We start from the raw sequence: 17523 nt of genomic DNA, 5'->3' as shown, positions 1-17523 counted from the left end.
AATTATTTAGCTAAAGGAATACTAGGTGGTATAATTCCAGGCATAAAATATGCAATTAAGCTTACCCAAATTCCTATAATTATTATCATAGCTATTGAGTATTTAACTGTGTATTTAAACAACTCACTCTCGCGTCCTACAAGGCCAACAGCAGCACAAGCAACTGCAATACTTTGTGGAGATATCATTTTACCAACAACACCACCTGCACTATTTGCTGCTAAGAATAATGTGTCAGAAAAGCCTAATTGATGAGCTGTAACTTGTTGTAAAGAACCAAATAAAAGGTTTGCACTTGTATCAGAACCTGTTAAGAATACTCCAATCCAACCAATTACAGGAGAGAAGAATGTAAATGCTCCACCAGTTTGTGATAATGCAATTCCTAATGTTCCACTAGCTCCACTATAATCAGTAATTTTTGCAAAACCAACAACTAAACCAATAGTTAAAATAGGAAACGCCATTTCTCTTAAAGTATCATTAAAGCATACTTTAGCATCGCTAGCTTTTACTTTTAAAATATATATACTTGCAATTGCAGCAAATAAAATAGCTGTTCCTGGAGTGTTGATTAATGGAATTCCTAGTCCTAAAGGTTGAGTTCCTGCTTTTCCACCTTCTACAAGTGATGGTTTAATAACTGCTAAATCACCTAAACTAGCAAATGATAATTTAAGATTTGTAAATGCTAAAGCTGCATCAGTTCCAAATAATGATTTAAACCAACCTTGAGTCCATATAACAACAAATACAATTAATAATAAGAAAGGTGACCAAGCATAAACAATTTCTTTGATGCTTAAAGTTTTTACATCGCTAAAATCTTTTTTATCATCAAATCTTACAATATTTTTAAGTTTAAATGTTTTTGCAGCAACAGCAGTAGCTACTAAAGAAACAATAGCTGAAATAATATCAGGTAATTCAGCACCTAAGAAGTTTGCTGATAAAAATTGTGCTATAGCAAAAGAAATAGCTGCAACAAATACAATAGGGAAAGTTTCTTTAATACCTTTCATACCATCCATTAAAAATACTATAAAAAATGGAATACAAAAACTAAACGGAGGTAAAATTCTACCAACCATAGCAGCAACTTCATATTGTTGTATTCCAACAGCTTGAGCCATTGCAATAATTGGAATACCAATAGCACCAAATGCAACAGGAGCTGTGTTTGCTATCATACAATATCCAGCTGCTTGTAATGGTCTAAGACCTAAACCAACAAGTAAAGCAGCAGTAATTGCAACAGGTCCACCAAATCCAATAGCACCTTCTAAGAATGCTCCAAAACAAAATCCAATGATGATTACTTGAATACGGTGATCAGGCGTAATTGTCATAATACTTTGTTTAATTACTTCAAATTGACCTGATTTAATCGAAAGCTTATAAAGAAAAATAGCTGCTATTATAATCCAAGCAATAGGCCAAATACCAGTAGTAAAACCTACTATAATACTAGCAAATGCAGCATTTAACGGCATTTTATAAGCAAAAACTGCAACAAGAATGGCTGTAACAACAGTTAAAAAACCTGCCACATAACCTTTTGTCTTAAAAACCACTAGACAAAGAAAAAAGCAAAGTATAGGTAAAAATGCTACAAATGCACTTAACCAAATGTTGCCAAGTGGGTTAAAATTAGGTGTAAATTCCATAATTTTCCTTTCGTGATAAGATTTTAATATTTTAATTTTAAATGCTGAATTTAGCATATAATAACAACAAGATTAAGAATAATCGTAATATTTTTAACAATATGTTACTTTTTGTAACAAATTTACAAATAAGTTTTTTAAGATATAATAGCTCATTTTATTAATTTAGAAAGGTTATTTTATGAGAGGTTATACCATTTTTTCGGGTTCTGCAAATATTCAATTTGCCAATAAAGTCGCTCAAAGATTAGATTGTAAATTAAGCGATGCTGGAGTTAAGCGTTTTAGTGATGGAGAAATTAGCGTTCAAATTGGAGAAAGTGTGCGTGGTAAAGATGTATTTATTATCCAAAGCACTTGCGCACCAGCGAATGATAATTTAATGGAATTATTAATATTAACTGACGCATTAAAAAGAAGTTCAGCTAATTCAATCACTGCTGTAATTCCTTATTTTGGATATGCTAGACAAGATAGAAAAGCAGCTCCTAGAGTTCCAATTAGTGCAAAATTAGTAGCTGATTTAATGCAAACTGCAGGAATTAGCCGTGTAGCTACTATTGATTTACATGCAGGTCAAATTCAAGGATTTTTTAATATCCCTGTTGATAATTTATACGGAAGTATTATTTTTAACGAACATTTAAAACAAAGAGATTTAAGTAAAGCAGTAGTTGCAAGTCCTGATACAGGCGGAATTGTTCGTGCAAGAGCTGTTGCAAAAGCACTAGATTTAGAACTTGTTATTGTTGATAAACGCCGTGAAAAAGCTAATGAAAGCGAAGTTATGAATGTAATTGGCGATGTAAATGGTAAAGATGTAATTATAGTTGATGATATGATTGATACTGCAGGAACTATTGTTAAAGCTGCTGAAGTGTTTAAAAAATTAGGAGCTAAAAGTGTAATTGCTTGCTGTACTCATCCTGTTTTAAGTGGAGCTGCTTATGATAGAATAGAAAATGGTGCTTTAGATGAGTTAATAGTAACTGATACTATACCACTAGCAAAAGAATGTAAAAAAATAACAGTTTTAAGTGTTGCACCTTTATTTGGGGAAGTTATTCGCCGTGTTTATCATAATGAAAGTGTTAATGGTTTATTTTCATAATTAAATTTTTCATAATTCCTAATTTAATTAATTAGGAATTATTTTTTAAACTTATAGCTAAATAATCCAAATCATCTTCGCTCAATTTATTTGTATTAATAATAAAATTAATATATTTAGTTTGAATATAAATTCCTTGATAATCTATATATTTTATTTTCTTATACTTGACTTTAAATAAGAAAAATCCATATTCAAATTCTAAAAAATCATCATAAAAATTAATTTTGATTAAATTAAATTTTAGCTCAAAAACTAGCGTAATTATAGGATTTAAAATAATTAAAAAATACATTATAATAATTTCATCACTATATTTAAACACTGCAATTATAAAAATAAACCAAATTAATAAAATCAAAAAATATTTATTAAAAGTCTTTAGCCTTATACTATGTTTAAGTAATGGTAATTCATAATCATTAGGGTATTTACCTTTAATATTTAGCATATAAAATATACTCGCAAAAAACATAAAAAATGGGAAAATATATTCTAAATCTTCATAATTATCTCTTACTTTGTATCGCTCATAAATAAAGCCATTTGATTCTAATTGCCTTATTTCTGGATAAAATACGCTAGGAACATAGTAAATAGCTACTTTTTGCCCTATGAGATTTTTTGCATAACTTTTATCTTCTCTTGCTATAAAAGTTTTGTGATTTTTATTATTATCAATCATTTTATAATGCCATATTATGTAATCAGTTCTACTCCTAAATATTTTCTTATAAACTATCTTTTCTATATCATACAATACACCTTCAGCCTTTTTAAGTTCATTAAGATTTTTTGTATGATCGCTTATATATTCCAAACTATAAAAAATTATTATAAAAAAAGTTACAAAAACAAAAAACGCTGAAACTAATTGAAATAAAAATAATAAAAAATTAGCTTTTTTATCATAACAAAGTCTAAAAATAAATATTAAATATAAGTGTTTAAAAAATGCCAACATTACTAAAAAGGAAGCTTGGCTTCCTTAAAATTATAAATATTTTTTAATATTTTCAACCCAAGCATTAATTCTTGCTTCGTTTTTATCTCCATCAGCTTTATCAAGGCAAAGTCCTCTTAAAGCTTTTCCAAATTGTAATCTTGAGAATGTGTAGTTATAATCACTTGAGCAAACTTCGCCTATAAATCTTGCTCCACTAAAAGCTAATTTATCATAAAAATCAGCTACGCCAGAGCAAAAACTATCAGGATGTCTTTCTTGTCCGCCAACACCTACGATAGCTACATTTTTATCGCTAAAATCAATAGTATTTAATAATTTTACTTTACTTCCCCAATCATCAGCCAAAGCACCAAAAAAATAGCTTGAACTCATTAAGATTAAAGTTTTATATTCTGATAATGCGTTTATTTCAACATCTTTAATATTTATAACATCAGCACCAATTTTTGCTGCGATTTGCTCTGCAAAAGCTTTAGTAGTACCACCTTTTGTAGCATAAAAAATACCAACTTTTTTCATAACTTCTCCTTAAAATTAAAATGTAGTTTCATTGTAGCCTAAATAAGATAATTTTTGTTTTAAATATTTTAAAATTATTTTAAGCTACTTTTAAGATTGGGGGGGGGGTATTATATGGCTTTAATTTTTTATTAAGGAGTGTAAATGGATACGAATAGTATTTTAATGAGTATTCAAGACAAGTTGCCAAAAGACGGAATGGCTGTAATTAATTTAAGAGAAAAGTTAGAGAGAATGAACGATGCTGAAAGAAAAAACTTTTCAGACAAACTACTTGCTGCAAAGCTTAAAAATCCTACTACTGGAATTATATGTGCTATGTTTTATGTAGATAGATTTTATCTTGGCTCTATTGGTTTAGGCATACTTATTTTTATACTCAAATTCATTACTTGTATGTTTGCAATAGGAATTATATGGTGGATTATTGATATTATAAATATTGGCAAAAAAGTTAGACAATACAATTATCAACAAATTTTACAAATTATATAAGGATATATCGTGAAAAAAATATATTTTTCTTTAATTGTGGTTAGTGCATTTTGTATAGGTTGTGGTTCTATACCTAGTTGTGATGATAAAGAAGTAACTGATGTTGTTACTCAAATTGTTAAAAAACAAGTTCCTAATATTTCTTCATTAGATATTTCGTATTCTGGATTTATGACTGAAAAAATAGATAAAGAAAAAAAACTAATTAGATGTAAAGCTGAGATGAAAATGACAAATAAAGACACAAAACAAAGTGCTGAAAATTGGTTTGATTATAGTGCAAGATATACTGATGATGGTATGGTATATGTGGAAGTTTATTGATAATTTTGTGTTTAGAATTTGAAATAGGAATTTCCTATTTCAAATTCTTAAATCAATAAAAGCCTAATATCTTCCACCATACCAAGCCAACACAAATCATAACTGCTATATCAATAACACTTACAATAAACCCTACTATCCACCATTTATTAAGACTAACATAACCACTACCAAATACAACAGGAGCAGTCCCTGTAGCATAATGCGTAAGTGCCATCATAATATTTCCTGCAGCTGCTAACATAAAAGCATATAGCATAGGTGGTGCTCCTAAATCAAGCCCTGTTTTATAAAATACTAAAAACATTGCTGAAATATGAGCTGTTGTGCTTGCGAAAAAATAGTGCGAATACAAAAACGCTAAAGTAAAAAATATCATTACAAAAGTTACACTAAGCCCTAAAGATGAAGCTGCCATTTTTAACTCTTGTCCTAAAAATGCAGCTAAACCTAATTTATCAAGCATAGTAGCAAGCATAATTAAAGCAGCAAACCATACTAATGTATCCCAAGCTGTCTTTTCTGCTAATAATTCATCGTATTTTAAAACACCAGTTAAAAGCGCAATTGCAAGTCCTAAAGCTGCCACGCTAGCAGGATCAAATGTTAAAGCCTTTGCATATTCGCTAAAGCCAAACCAATTAGCAAAATTACTAGGCATTCCAGCCCATAAGAATAAGCACAATCCAAAAATACTAAGCATAATTTTTTCATCTAAGCTAAATTTACCCATAGCAGCTAATTCTTTTTTAGCTAATTCTCTTGCATCAGGTGTTTCTTTAAGTTCAGGTGGACTTAAAAAATAAATCACTAATGGCATAAGCAATATCGCGCACATTCCAGGAACAAACATTCCTAAAGCCCATTGCCCCCAAGTAATACTAATATTTGCATTAGTTGCATCTGAAATTAGCTTTACTACCAATGGATTTGGTGCAGTTGCGGTAATAAACATAGCAGATGTAATTGGATTTGATTGATAATTTACAAGGCTAAGATATGTTCCTGCTTTATTTGCACTGCCATTATTTGGCTCTGAACCTAGAGCTTTAGCAATTGATTGAACTATTGGATTAATTATACCACCGCCCCTTGCAGTATTTGATGGAGTAATTGGAGCTAAAAACACTTCGCTTAAAGCAATTGAATATCCTATACCTAAAGTTTTTTTACCAAATATGCTTAAAAAATAAAATGCTAATCTTCTTCCAAGACCAGTTTTGATAATACCACGAGCGAGCATAATAGATATTACAATAAGCCATATTAAGCTATTAGAAAATGCACTTAAAGCATCTTTAATAGCAGCCTTACTTCTAGCAGCTCCACTAATATCAGCGCTAACACTAATTGTGGAAATTGCTATAAAAGCAATAGATATTAAGCTAACTGCACCAAGTGGCATTACTTTTAAAATAATACATAAAACAGTAGCTATAAAACAACCTAAATATATCCAAGAAAGTCTTGCATCAAATAAGCTTAATTCTAATAATTTTTGTTCTGAAAAATCAGAATGAGCCTTTAATAAAGCAGCTTGTTTAATAGAAATTAGACTTTCAGGAACCGGAATAAATACAAATGAAATAGCTATTAATATACATAAAATAGCTAAAGGAATTTTATCCTTAGTCATAACATCTCCTTTTCAAAAAGTAAGTAATTATAATAAGAATTTATTAAAAAGAAAAATAAAGTATATTTTTTAATAATTTAAAGATTAATATTAAATTTTTATTAAATAATTAATATTTAAGCCCTATAAAGGGCTTAAAATTATTCTCCTAAAGCTTTTTTAGCGTATTTTATACCTAAATCATAAGCCTTAGCATTTGCATCACGAGTTTTTGGTGGCACATGACTTAACATAACTTCTTTTACAACATCAGTATCCATACATTTGCTCATATATACCGCAATTGCAAGCGCAACAACTGATTGAGTAGCCACATTGCCAACTTCATCTTTAGCTATTGTAATGATTGGAATTTCAAATATTTTAAATTTCTTTCTATCTTCTTCACTTGGTTTTACTAGATTTGGCTCAACTACTATTATTCCACCTTCACAAACACCATCTTTAAAACCAGAATAGCCTTTTTGAGCAGTTGAAAGCATAAAAGTAATTTCGCCTTCAACTGCATAAGGAAATAATATTTCTTCATCATCTAAAATAATATCAACCTTAGTTGGACCACCACGAACTTGAGAAGTATATGTGCTAGCTTTTATAGCATAAGCACCTTTTTTACTACTTCCACCCTTTTCCATCCAAGCAGCTGCTAAAATCTCACCAGCGGTAATTACGCCTTGACCGCCTTCTCCACCAAATCTTAATTGGAATTTCATTTAGCACCCCCTAAAGCATTTAAATTAACCATTCTACCTTCTTTAGCAGCACGGCGAACTTCTTCATAAGCTTTGCAATATTCAGGTTTAGTTTTATTTTCATATAAAATTCCAACTGGGAATTTATCAACTTTTTCTTCATCGCTTAATTTATCAAATTTAGATTTTTCAACAGAACGATTACTTATCCAATCAAGCATTTGAACAGCTTCGCCCATTTTATTTTTACGACCTAAATTAATATGGCAGTTACTAAAGCAATCAATAAAACTATATCCTTCATGAGCCATTGCTTTATAAATCATATTTTCAAGTTTAGCTGCATCAATTACATTACCACGAGCTATAAAACTAGCTCCAGCTGCTTTTACTAATTCGCAAGCATCAAATGTAGGGTCAATATTACCAAATTGAGCTGTAACCGTGTAAAATCCTTGTGGGGTCATTGGGCTTGTTTGAGAATTTGTAAGTCCATATATAAAGTTATTAATCATAATATGAGTTAAATCAATATTTCTTCTTGCAGCATGGATTAAATGATTACCACCAATTGCAGTTGTATCGCCATCACCTGTTACAACTATTACATGTTTAGTTGGATTAGCTAATTTAATACCAGTTGCATAAGCTAATGCACGACCATGAGTTGTATGAACGGTATTGCAATTTACATATGAGCTCATACGACCACTACAGCCAATACCACTAACTACGCAAACATCATCCATATTCCAACCCATTTTTGCAATTGCTTTAATAATACATTTTAAAACAACACCATCACCACATCCCCAGCACCACTGAGTAGGCATTTTATCTACTCTTAAATAATCATCATAATTAAAAGCCATTAGAAACTCTCCTTTACTTTTGCTTCAATTTCACTTGGAGTTATTGGACGACCATTAGCTCTATGTAAGCTAGCAAAATCATCTCTCTTACTTGCTCTTTGAATTTCTTCTAAATATTGTCCCATATTTAATTCTGTTACTAAAATTTTCTTAAATCTTGAGCAAACTTGCGCTATTTTTTTCTCATGAACTGGATATAAAGTAATTGGTCTAAATAAACCTACTTTCAATCCTTGCGCTCTAAGTCTTGCAATTGCTTCTTTTGCAGCACGAGCAACGCTTCCGTAAGCAATAATGCAAATATCAGCATCATCTAACATATATTCTTCATAAAGTGCTAATTCATCTACTTTATTTTTAATCTTACCAACTAATCTTCTCATATTATAATCAACTATTTTGCCATCTTCAGTTGGAAAACCTATATCTCCGTGATGAAGACCAGCTATATGATAACGATAGCCTTTAAAGAATGGATTTAATGTAGCAGGTTCATCCATATCAGCCTTATAAGGCTTATAATCTTTTGGGTCTCCTGTAAATTCACGGCGTGGTTCTATTTTTAAATCTTTTACATCAGGTAAAATTGCTTTACCATTCATATGTCCAACCGTTTCATCCATTAATAAAAATACTGGAGTTGAATATTTATTAGCATAATTAAATGCTGTTATTGTTAGATTATAGCTTTCTTCAAGACTAGCAGGTGCAATAGCAATACTTGCTATATCTCCATGGCTTGGAGCTTTCGCTTGAAATAAATCACCTTGAGCAACACGAGTTGGAAGACCAGTTGATGGACCACCACGCATAACATTTACTATTACGATTGGAATTTCAGCTATGTATGCAAGCCCTATTTGTTCTGCTTTTAAGCTAATTCCAGGACCACTACTTGCAGTCATTGCTTTTGCACCACTCATAGCCGCACCTAATGCAACGCTAATTCCACTTATTTCATCTTCCATTTGAATAAATGTTCCACCAGCTTTTGGTAGCATATGGCTTAATTCATGAGCTATCTCACTACTAGGAGTTATTGGATAACCACCAAAAAAAGAACAACCACAATCAATTGCAGCTTGAGCTATTAAATTATTTCCTGTTGATATTATTTCTCTCATCTTTACGCCTTTAACTTTTTAAAATTGTTAGCTTTAATTGCAGCCGCTCTATCTTTACCTTCTTGAGTAGGTTTTGCAAATTTAAAGCCTTTAGCATCTGCAACATTAATCGCAAAATCAGGACAATGAGTTTCACAATCTCTACAACCTATGCATGATTCTGGATTAACTACTTCAATCATTTGACCTAAAACAGCACTTGGTTCATCTCTCATAGCAATAACGCCCATAGGACAATAGCTTACGCATATATTACAGGCTTTACATCTTTTTTCATCCACCCATACAGGTGCATTATTATTATTTTCCATTTTTAACCTTTCTAAGCCTAGATTATCTAGGCTTTAATTATTTTAAAATTTCTTTGATTTTTTTACCGATATCTGCAGGAGAATCAACTACATGAACACCATAGCTTTTTAAAGCTTCTTTTTTAGCAGCAGCACTTTCATCAGCACTTCCTACAATAGCACCTGCGTGACCCATTCTTTTACCTTTTGGAGCAGTTGCACCTGCTATAAATGCTACAACAGGTTTTGTGATATTTTCTTTTATAAATTTAGCAGCTTCAACTTCTAAGCTTCCACCAATTTCACCTATCATAACTATAGCTTTAGTTTCGCTATCTTTTTCAAATTCGGCTAATAATTCTTTATAAGCAAGACCTATGATTGGGTCTCCTCCAATTCCAACTGCAGTTGTAATTCCATAACCGCCTAAAACAACTTGATTTGCTGCTTCATAAGTTAAAGTTCCACTTTTAGAAATTACACCGATATTTCCTTTTTTAAATATAAAGCCTGGCATAATTCCTAATTTACATTCATCTGCAGTGATAATTCCTGGGCAGTTTGGTCCAATGATTTTCATACCTTTTTTATTTGCATAAGCTTTTGCGAACATCATATCTTTTACAGGAGTATGTTCTGTGATTACTACTGCAAGTTTAATTCCTGCATCAGCAGCTTCAATGATACTATCTCCAACAGCAAAAGGAGGAACGAAAATTAAACTTGTATCAGCACCAGTTTTACTAACTGCTTCTTTAACTGTATCAAATACAGGCTTTCCTAAATGAGTTTCTCCACCTTTAAATGGAGTTACACCACCAACTATATTTGTGCCATAAGCAATACATTGTTCTGCGTGAAATGTAGCTTCTTTACCTGTAAAGCCTTGAACTATTACTTTTGTATTTTTATTTACTAATATACTCATTTTTTCTCCTTACTTTACTAAGCTTTTTACAATTTCAGCACCATTTGCAAAATCTGTTGCTGCGTGAATATTTTTAAGACCTGAATTATCTAGAATTTCTTTTGCTTCTTTAGCGTTTGTTCCATCTAAGCGAACTACTACAGGAATATCAATTTTAGTTGTTTTTGTAGCTTCTAAAACACCATTTGCAATTCTATCACATCTTACGATACCACCAAAAATATTTATGAAAATTACTTTTACATTCTTATCTCTCATAATAATCTCAAATGCTTTTGCAACGGTTTCAGCACTTGCTCCACCACCAACATCTAAGAAGTTTGCTGGTTTGCAGCCACTATAATTAATAATATCCATTGTAGCCATTGCAAGACCTGCACCATTTACCATACAAGCCACATCGCCATCAAGTTTTACATAACTTAAACCATATTTACTAGCTTCTAGTTCTGCTGGGTTTTCTTCTGTTTCATCTTTTAATTCTGCAATATCTGGATTTCTATAAAGACCACTATCATCAAAACTCATCTTAGCATCAAGTGCGAAAAACTCGCCTTCTGCAGTTTTGATTAATGGATTAATTTCTACTAAATTTGCATCTTTTGCTAAATATAATTTATATAATTTATCTATAAATGTTATTAATTTTTTACCTTCATCTTTATTTAGACCTAAAACTTTTACTACTTCAAGTCCGTGAAACATTTTAAAGCCAATTGCAGGGTCAATTGTAACTTTTGCTATTTTTTCAGGTTGCTCTGCTGCAACTTTTTCTATATCCATACCACCTTCACTTGAAGCAATGATTGTGATTTTTTCTTCCATTCTATTAAATAATAGTGCTAAATAATATTCTTTAGCAATATTTGCACCACTTTCAATATAAAGTTTTCTAACAAGTTTTCCTTCTGGTCCTGTTTGATGAGTTACAAGGTTCATACCTAATATTTTTTCAGCATACATTTTAACTTCATCTAAATTCTTAGCGATTTTTACACCGCCACCTAAACCACGACCACCAGCGTGGATTTGAGCTTTTACAGCCCAAACACTTCCGCCTAATTCTTTTGCGTTTGCAACAGCTTCTTCAACACTAAATGCAACCTTACCTTTTAAAGTAGGCACACCAAATTTAGCAAAAATTTCTTTTGCTTGATATTCGTGTATATTCATATTTTCTCCTTAAATTGATTTTAAAATTTCATTAAATGTAACACTTGGTCTCATTATCTTTTCAGCTACTTCGCCTAAAACATAATATCCACCTAATTCAACTGCTTTACCTTCTTCATTCATATATTCTTCAATGATTTTAGAAGAATTTGAATTAAGTTTATCAGCAATAACTTTAAAAAACTTATTCATACTTTCATCATTATTTTGCTTAGCAAGTGCATTCGCTAAATATATTGCAAAATATACATGACTTGTTCTATTATCGTTTTCTTTCGCATTTCTACTTGGAGCTTTATTTTCATTTAAATAATGAGATATTGCTTCATCAAAAGCTTCTGCCATAACTTTTGCTTTTGCATTGCCTTTGTTTCCTTCAAATTCAAGTGAGCTTTGAAGAGCTAAAAACTCGCCTAAACTATCCCATCTTAAGTGATTTTCTAATACAACTTGCTCAACTTGTTTTGGAGCAGAACCACCCGCACCTGTTTCAAACATAGCTCCGCCATTTAGCATTGGAACTATTGAAAGCATTTTCGCACTTGTTCCTAATTCAAGTATTGGGAAAAGGTCTGTTAAATAATCTCTTAAAACATTACCTGTAATTGATATACAATTTTTACCACTTCTAATAATTTCTAAACTTTTTTTGCAAGCTTCATAAGGGCTTAAGATTAAGAAAGTTTCTCCTAATTCTTTTTTAACTAAATCAATGATTATTCTATCACTTGCTCTTTTGCTATCAAGCCAGAAAATTCCTTGCTCGCCACTTAATTCACATCTTTGTTTTGCAAGTTTTATCCAGTTTGCTATTGCATCAGGTTTTGCTAAATTAATTCTATAAATATCACCCTTTTTAACTTCATGTGATAATAAAACTTCGCCATTTAACTCTATTTGATAAGTAGCGTCGCAATCAGCTATGAAAGTTTTATCATGAGAGCCATATTCTTGAGCTTTTTTAGCCATTAAACCAACATTGCTAACCGAACCAACCACACTTGGATTAATACTTCCATTAGCTCTCATATCATCTAAAACTGCTTGATAAATTGTTGCATATGTTTGATCAGGAATAACAGCATTTGTATCCATTTCTGCACCATTTTTATCCCATAATTTAGCACCATTTTTAAGCATTGCAGGCATTGAAGCATCTACAATTACATCACTTGGAACATGAAGATTAGTAATACCTTTATCAGAATTAACCATTGAAATTGGTGCTCTTGTATTTAATATTTCTTCGTATCTTTTTAGGATTAAATCTTTTTTGCTTGAGTTTTCAACCTTACTTAAAAGCTCACTTAAACCATTGTTTGGATTAATGCCTAGATTTGCAAACTCATCGCCAAATTCAGCAAATAAATCTTTAAAATAAACTTTTAAAGCGTGAGCAAATAATACAGGGTCACTTACTTTCATCATAGTTGCTTTTAAATGAAGCGAGAATAAAATATTTTCTTGTTTGCAGTGATTGATTTGTTTTTCATAAAACTCATCTAGTTTTGCAACATTCATAAAAGTCGCGTCCATTACTTCATCTTTTACAACATCAAAAGATTTTAGCTCAGTTTTAGCCCCATTTACAACTTTATATAATTTAGCAGTGCCATTTTCTTTGATTAAAGTTGCCTTTTCATTAGAGAAAAAGTCATCGCTACTCATACAAGTTACACAACTTTTACTATCTTTACTAAAGGTTTTTGTTCTATATGGATTTGCTTTTGCGTATTCTTTTACAGCTTTTGTGCTTCTTCTATCTGAGTTTCCTTGTCTTAAAACAGGATTTACAGCAGAACCTAAAACTTTTGCATATTTTTCTTTGATTGCTTTTTCGCTATCATTTTGTGGTTCATCTGGATAATTTGGAACATTATATCCTTTTGATTGTAATTCTTTTATGCAAGCCTTAAGTTGCGGAATAGAAGCAGAAATATTTGGAGTTTTAATTACATTTGCTCCATCAAGTTTTACTAATTCACCAAGTTTTGCAAGTGCATCTTCACACTTTTGCTCATCTTTTAAACACTCTGGAAAACTAGAAACTATTCTTGCTGCCAATGAAATATCAGCTGTAGTGATTTCAATATTTGCATGCTTTAAAAAAGCCTTTGCAATTGGTAAAAAACTTAAAGTTGCCAACGCTGGCGATTCATCTGTGAAAGTATATACAATACTCATCGTAACTCCTTTAATTAAATTTTAGATGAATGTATAACTGCTAAGTTAAAAAAGAGTAAATCAAAAAAAATTAAATTACTCTTATCTTTGCCTTTCTATTTCTTTTTCGTGAGCTGCTAAAGTTGTATTAAACCTATGTGTACCAGTCCTTTTATCTCTCATAAAATATAAATAATTTGTCTTAGCTGGAGAAATTGCTGCCAAAATTGCTTGTGTAGAAACGTTACAAATTGAAACACTTGGTAAACCAGAATTTTTATAAGAATTAAATTCTGAATTATCTTCTCTAATCATTTGTGGAGTTACTTTTATGTGAGAATTCATACCATAATTTAGCATTCCATCCATTTGTAGTTTCATACCTTTATTTAATCTATTATAAATAACACTCGCTACAATAGGCATTTCGCTTTCATTAGCAGCTTCTTTTTGAATAATACTAGCTACTATAATAAATCTATAAAATTTATATTCAGTATAATCTCCAAACACTTTTTTACTAATTGTTTCGTTTCTTTTTTTTGTAAATTCTAATAAATATTTTATAAACAATCTTTCACTAATTCCTAATGGAATTGAATAAGTATCAGGAGTTAGCATACCTTCTTTTCTACTTGATTGAGAATATAATTCATCTAATAATTTATCAGGATTTAAATTAAGTTTTTTTGCTGCAATTTCTCTTAAAAAATATTCACTTGTTTCACCTGGAATTAAAGTAAGATTAACTAACGCAGCTTTATTTGTAGTTAGCTCTTTTAAAAATTCATATCTTGTTAAAATAGGTTTAGATACTGCTATCCAACCACTTTGCGGGTGTCCAAAAAATAATAACAAATATTGGTCTATTTTGCTAAATTGCAATTTAGTGTTATTTAAACTTGTTATAATTTTAGCATTAGAGCCTTGTGGTATAAATACAACGGAATTTGACTTAACAGGCTGCAATAAGTAAAACAAAATCGCTAGGACAAAAATGCTTAAAACATCAAAACACATAAATAAAATAATTAAAATTCTTTTTATATTCATATTCTTAATAATCGCCTTTGTATTTGTATTAGCCAACGGAATTTCAATTAAGGATTTTAAATTAATTAATATTGAAATCTCTGAGCTTTATTTGAAACTTGATAAAAAACTAATCTTAAATATAAATAAAGTTTATATAAAAAAAGCAAATAGCAACGAAGTGCTAGATATAAATCAAATTAGAAAAAAAATATTAAGCCTTAAAGAATACAAACAAGTATTTTTGTTTTTTCAAAGTATTAATATAAAAAATATTCAAATAAATGATGCTTTAGTAAAAATATATTATGATGAAAACCAATTGAATATCCAATCAGATGATATTGAAGCAAATATAAAAATAAATCTATACTCAAATGAGCTTTTAGCAAACATAACAAATCTAAAATATAAAAACTTATATTTTTATGGAGATATAAAAATAGCTAAAGATGTTGAAATTAAAGGATATTTACACTCTATAAACAATGATTTAAACGCAAAAATAAATATAATAAATACAAAAAATGATTTTTTATTAGGCGTTGATAATTTAGAGATTAAAAATCAACAAGAAGCATTTAAACATATTGAAAATTATTTAAAACCAATACTAAAAGAATGGCTAATAACTAGAGTAAAATTTGATAATTTTAAAGGTAGCTTTATTGTAAAAATAAAAAATAATCAACTAGAAAATACCTTAGGAGAAGGCATTTTTACAAATGTAATTGCAAATTATAATGATAAAGCACCAAATGCTTATGCAAAAGAAGTTAAATTAAGCTTAAAAGATTATAGTTTAAAGCTATTAGCAAATAATTTAAATTCTCAAGACAATATCACGACTATTGATGAATTTAATTTAACAATAGATAATTTATTAAAGCCAAATATTGATATAAATATCATCTCAAATAATACACTTTACAATAGTGAAATAGAAAAAATACTAAATGCTTATAATGTTGTTTTAGGGTTAAAGCAAAATAGTGGTAAAACAAGCACCTTAGTTAATATAAAACTAAATAACGACCATACTCACAATGTAAAAGTAGATGTTAAAACCAATGGAAATTATTCTTTTAGTAATTTTAACTTTAACGCTAATTTAAATATAAGTGTAAATGATAATTTAGTAGCAATTCAAGGTAATGCAGATACAAAAGAATTAAAAATAAGCAATGCGGATATAAATTTAGATACCAAAACCAAATTAGCAAGTGTAAATATAAAGACTTTAGGAATTGATTATAAAGATTATTTTTATTACAGCGATAAAGCAAAAATGAATTTAAATCTAAATAATAAAACTTTAGATTTTCCGGCATTGAATACCACAATATATTTTGATAAAAATTTACTTATAAAAAGCGATATTTCAAGTATTGTTAGTTATTCAAAGCAACTTAAAAAATTAAATTTTAATGATGGAGATATTGAATTAAGTAGTAAAGATGGGGCATTTTTTGTAAATATATTTAATGCTAAATTTGATTTTAATTTATATAAAAATAATCCAAATAATTTAGATAATAATTATAAATATACTCAAGATGACTTTTATATAAGTATTCAAAACAACATAACCACAATAAATACCAAAAGCAATCTTATTAATTTAAATTCTCAAAACAATAAAACAACTATTAATCTAAATAATCTAATAATAGACGCAAATAAATTAAATAATGATGAAAATAATGATAGCAATAATAATATAGCTCTTAATTTATTAAATTCTAAGATTATTTATAAAGATTTTTTATTTAATTTCAAGAATTTAAAACTGAATAAAAATCCTTATGAAACTTCAATCAGTGCAAGTTTTATTAAAGGTGGAGATTTGATAGCCCAAATAGGAAAAAACAATTTTAAAGCCTACCTAAGAGAACTAAGCCATCAAGCACTAAATGAAATCGTAAATAAAGAAGTTTTTATAAGTGGAGAAATTGATTTAGATGCAAAAGGCAATACTTTAAGTGATTATGAAGGCTTAATTAATATAAGAAATGCCTATTTATCAAATACTAAAAACTACATAAATCTAATCGCATTTATAGAAAGCATACCGGCTTTAGTAACTTTTAATAAACCGGGTTTTACAAAAAAAGGTTTAGGGATAAAATTTGGCTCAATTGAATTTAGAAATAAAAATGACATTATAAATATTGATAAGGTTAATATTTTAGGTTACAACATAGATTGTAGCGGTCAAGGCATTATTAATACAAAATCAAAAACAGCAGATATTACTCTTAATATTTTTACTCTAAAAAATACAAATAAAATCATAAGCAATATTCCTATCGTAAAAGAAATATTTATAGGCGGTAAGGATAATAAAATAGCTACTCAATTAAAAATTAGCGGTAGTTTAGACAATCTTGAATATAAAACTAGCCTAGCTAAAGATATATTAACAAGTCCTTTTATACTTATGAAAAATATCATCACTCTACCTAAAAATATAATAGATAGATAAAAATTAGAACTACTCAAGTTCTAATTAACCAAAACAATATCAAAC

General features: G+C 29.5%; 16 protein-coding genes. 4 read left to right on the top strand and 12 right to left on the bottom strand.

Annotation, left to right across the window (positions count from 1 at the left end; genetic code table 11):
• Positions 1–2 precede the first annotated feature (2 nt).
• Entirely contained in the window at positions 3–1667 is a 1665-nt protein-coding gene (locus AVBRAN12654_RS07370) for a lactate permease LctP family transporter (RefSeq protein WP_250325176.1), read from the bottom strand.
• Between the two features lie 181 nt (positions 1668–1848).
• On the opposite strand from AVBRAN12654_RS07370, the gene AVBRAN12654_RS07365 reads away from it, so the two are divergent.
• The gene (locus tag AVBRAN12654_RS07365; protein ID WP_214118527.1) at positions 1849–2778 is read left to right on the top strand and encodes a ribose-phosphate pyrophosphokinase; all 930 of its coding nucleotides are present in this window, start codon (positions 1849–1851) and stop codon (positions 2776–2778) included.
• Positions 2779–2809: 31 nt separating this feature from the next.
• Here AVBRAN12654_RS07365 and AVBRAN12654_RS07360 read toward each other — a convergent pair whose 3' ends face one another.
• Both AVBRAN12654_RS07360 and AVBRAN12654_RS07355 read right to left on the bottom strand, forming a co-directional pair.
• On the bottom strand, positions 2810–3742 hold the full coding sequence (locus tag AVBRAN12654_RS07360) for a hypothetical protein (protein ID WP_336614218.1): 933 nt from the start codon (positions 3740–3742) through the stop codon (positions 2810–2812).
• A gap of 30 nt (positions 3743–3772) precedes the next feature.
• Complete coding sequence (locus AVBRAN12654_RS07355) at positions 3773–4264, bottom strand: flavodoxin domain-containing protein (protein ID WP_214120445.1); 492 nt, start codon at positions 4262–4264, stop codon at positions 3773–3775.
• Positions 4265–4408: 144 nt separating this feature from the next.
• On the opposite strand from AVBRAN12654_RS07355, the gene AVBRAN12654_RS07350 reads away from it, so the two are divergent.
• On the top strand, positions 4409–4759 hold the full coding sequence (locus tag AVBRAN12654_RS07350; RefSeq protein ID WP_239803667.1) for a hypothetical protein: 351 nt from the start codon (positions 4409–4411) through the stop codon (positions 4757–4759).
• Positions 4760–4768: 9 nt separating this feature from the next.
• On the top strand, positions 4769–5083 hold the full coding sequence (locus AVBRAN12654_RS07345) for a hypothetical protein (protein ID WP_214120444.1): 315 nt from the start codon (positions 4769–4771) through the stop codon (positions 5081–5083).
• A gap of 52 nt (positions 5084–5135) precedes the next feature.
• Here the strand turns inward: AVBRAN12654_RS07345 and AVBRAN12654_RS07340 are convergent, their stop codons facing one another.
• The 9 genes from AVBRAN12654_RS07340 to mltG all read right to left on the bottom strand — a co-directional run bounded on the left by AVBRAN12654_RS07340 (position 5136) and on the right by mltG (position 15062).
• Positions 5136–6719: a DASS family sodium-coupled anion symporter gene (locus AVBRAN12654_RS07340; protein ID WP_214120443.1), complete on the bottom strand. Its 1584-nt coding sequence runs from the start codon at positions 6717–6719 to the stop codon at positions 5136–5138.
• Positions 6720–6859: 140 nt separating this feature from the next.
• On the bottom strand, positions 6860–7432 hold the full coding sequence (locus AVBRAN12654_RS07335) for a 2-oxoacid:acceptor oxidoreductase family protein (RefSeq protein ID WP_214118513.1): 573 nt from the start codon (positions 7430–7432) through the stop codon (positions 6860–6862).
• The gene (locus tag AVBRAN12654_RS07330) at positions 7429–8283 is read right to left on the bottom strand and encodes a 2-oxoglutarate ferredoxin oxidoreductase subunit beta (protein WP_214118511.1); all 855 of its coding nucleotides are present in this window, start codon (positions 8281–8283) and stop codon (positions 7429–7431) included. Before AVBRAN12654_RS07330 ends, AVBRAN12654_RS07335 begins: the two co-directional genes overlap by 4 nt.
• Entirely contained in the window at positions 8283–9407 is a 1125-nt protein-coding gene (locus AVBRAN12654_RS07325) for a 2-oxoglutarate synthase subunit alpha (protein ID WP_214120442.1), read from the bottom strand. Before AVBRAN12654_RS07325 ends, AVBRAN12654_RS07330 begins: the two co-directional genes overlap by 1 nt.
• A gap of 2 nt (positions 9408–9409) precedes the next feature.
• The gene (locus tag AVBRAN12654_RS07320) at positions 9410–9718 is read right to left on the bottom strand and encodes a 4Fe-4S binding protein (RefSeq protein ID WP_214118508.1); all 309 of its coding nucleotides are present in this window, start codon (positions 9716–9718) and stop codon (positions 9410–9412) included.
• A 37-nt stretch (positions 9719–9755) separates the two neighbouring features.
• Positions 9756–10625, bottom strand: a complete 870-nt coding sequence (gene sucD, locus AVBRAN12654_RS07315) for a succinate--CoA ligase subunit alpha (protein WP_214118506.1) — start codon at positions 10623–10625, stop codon at positions 9756–9758.
• A gap of 9 nt (positions 10626–10634) precedes the next feature.
• Positions 10635–11798, bottom strand: a complete 1164-nt coding sequence (gene sucC / locus AVBRAN12654_RS07310; RefSeq protein WP_214118504.1) for an ADP-forming succinate--CoA ligase subunit beta — start codon at positions 11796–11798, stop codon at positions 10635–10637.
• Between the two features lie 9 nt (positions 11799–11807).
• Positions 11808–13982, bottom strand: a complete 2175-nt coding sequence (locus AVBRAN12654_RS07305) for an NADP-dependent isocitrate dehydrogenase (RefSeq protein WP_214118502.1) — start codon at positions 13980–13982, stop codon at positions 11808–11810.
• Positions 13983–14063: 81 nt separating this feature from the next.
• Positions 14064–15062 carry an endolytic transglycosylase MltG gene (mltG, locus tag AVBRAN12654_RS07300; RefSeq protein ID WP_442862320.1) on the bottom strand — a complete coding sequence of 333 codons (999 nt, stop codon included), beginning with the start codon at positions 15060–15062 and terminating at the stop codon, positions 14064–14066.
• On the opposite strand from mltG, the gene AVBRAN12654_RS07295 reads away from it, so the two are divergent.
• Positions 14959–17478: a YhdP family protein gene (locus AVBRAN12654_RS07295; protein ID WP_336614216.1), complete on the top strand. Its 2520-nt coding sequence runs from the start codon at positions 14959–14961 to the stop codon at positions 17476–17478. The genes mltG and AVBRAN12654_RS07295 overlap by 104 nt on opposite strands.
• The last annotated feature ends 45 nt before the right edge of the window (positions 17479–17523 follow it).

The organism is Campylobacter sp. RM12654 (assembly GCF_020137585.1).
In the GTDB taxonomy this organism is placed as follows: Bacteria; Campylobacterota; Campylobacteria; order Campylobacterales; family Campylobacteraceae; genus Campylobacter_E.
The sequence above is the reverse complement of the archived record's forward strand: the minus strand, read 5'-3'. Positions and strand labels throughout refer to the sequence as shown.